The sequence below is a fragment of the Roseateles sp. P5_B10 genome, assembly GCF_056400485.1.
Window position 1 is genome coordinate 1 of the sequence record NZ_JBFULE010001038.1, and the last position, 1,582, is coordinate 1,582.

The window sequence follows — 1,582 nt, forward strand, 5'->3', positions numbered from 1 at the left end:
GACGGCGCGGTGCGCCACTACAGCGACCAGGAGATGCTCAGGCAGATCGACGAGGACATCGCCCACGCCAGCCCGCTCGCCTCGGTGGGACAGGAGATGAATCTCGTGCTCGCCCACCGCGCGCTCGCCGCCAAGGGCTACCACTGGCTGGTTGTCCGTGTCGCCAATGACGACCAGGCCATCCAGGTGGCCCGGGCCGCCCAGGGCTGCGGCGCCGAGCGCGCCCAGCACTATGGCCACTTCATCATCGAAGAGCTCATCGAGCGGCCCGGCAACATCGCCCAGGTCGCCGAATCGCCCGACCGCGGCCTGGATGCGCAGACGCCCTCGGGCAAGGAAACCGAAGCGGCCCAGTTGAAGAAGAAGGACCCACGATGACGACAGTCGACAAGACCCTCCAGACCCAGCGCGCCATCCAGAAGCGCCAGGACCAGGCCGATGCCGGGCAAGCCAAGCACGGCAAGAAGGAAGAAGAGAGCGGCGCCATGCAGGCTGGCGCCCGCAAGCAGCCCGAAACCCTGCCCGCCCAGCATCTGCAAAAGCCCGGCCGCGAGGCCGACCTCGAACTCGCGCCGCGCTTCCTGGCACCCGACTACCGCGGCAGCGGCAAGCTGCAGGACTTCGTCGCCCTCATCACGGGCGCCGACTCCGGCATCGGCCGCGCCGTGGCGGTGCTGTTCGCGCGCGAGGGCGCCGACGTGGCCGTGGCCTACCACTCCTCCACCGAGGACGCCGAGGAGACCCGCCGCTGCATCGAGGCCGAAGGCCGCCAATGCCTGCTGCTGCAGGGCGACGTGAAGGACAGCCGCTGGTGTGAGGGCGCCGTCGACCAGGTCATGGAGCGCTTCGGCAAGATCGACGTGCTCGTCAACAACGCCGCCTTTCAGGAGCACGCCTCCTCGCTGGAGGATCTCGACGATGAACGCATCATGGAGACGCTGGACACCAACATCGGTGGCTATCTGCGCATGGCCCGCGCGGTGCTGCCGCATCTGAAGGCAGGCGGCTCCATCATCAACACCGGCTCGACGACCGGCCTGCGGGGCAGCGCCAAGCTCATCGACTACTCGGCCACCAAGGGTGCCATCCATGCGCTGACCAAGTCCCTGGCCAGCAACCTCATCGAGCGCGGCATCCGCGTCAATGCCGTCGCGCCGGGGCCGGTGTGGACGCCACTGAATCCGGCCGATTCGCCCGCCGACAAGGTGGCCGAGTTCGGCAAGCAGACCGACCTGAAGCGTGCGGCCCAGCCGGAGGAGCTGTCGCCGGCCTATGTCTTCCTCGCCGCGCCGGTCTGCGCCGGCTACATCACCGGCATCGTGCTGCCCGTGACCGGCAGCGTCGGCGCCATCTGAGCACGCGGCTGGCAAGCCCTGCTGCAAGTTCTTCCGCSGCCCGCAACGCGCGAGCGGCACCCCGTTTGCCTGATGCCGGTGACTTCACCTCGACCAGGAGCACACCATGAATCTGATTGTCTGGCTCATCTCCGGGGGCATCATCGGCTGGATTGCCAGCCTGCTGATGCGCACCGACGGCGAACAGGGCGTCATCCTCAACGTCCTGGTCGGCATCGTCGGCGCAG

At 68.2% G+C, this 1,582-nt stretch carries 2 protein-coding genes; both read left to right on the forward strand.

Annotated features, from left to right (window positions below; translation table 11 throughout):
- Positions 1-378: hypothetical protein (locus AC1DU6_RS30560; protein ID WP_477861838.1), on the forward strand; the 378-nt coding region annotated here is incomplete at its 5' end.
- Entirely contained in the window at positions 375-1,355 is a 981-nt protein-coding gene (locus AC1DU6_RS30565; RefSeq protein ID WP_457320662.1) for an SDR family oxidoreductase, read from the forward strand. The genes AC1DU6_RS30560 and AC1DU6_RS30565, both read left to right, overlap by 4 nt.
- The last annotated feature ends 227 nt before the right edge of the window (positions 1,356-1,582 follow it).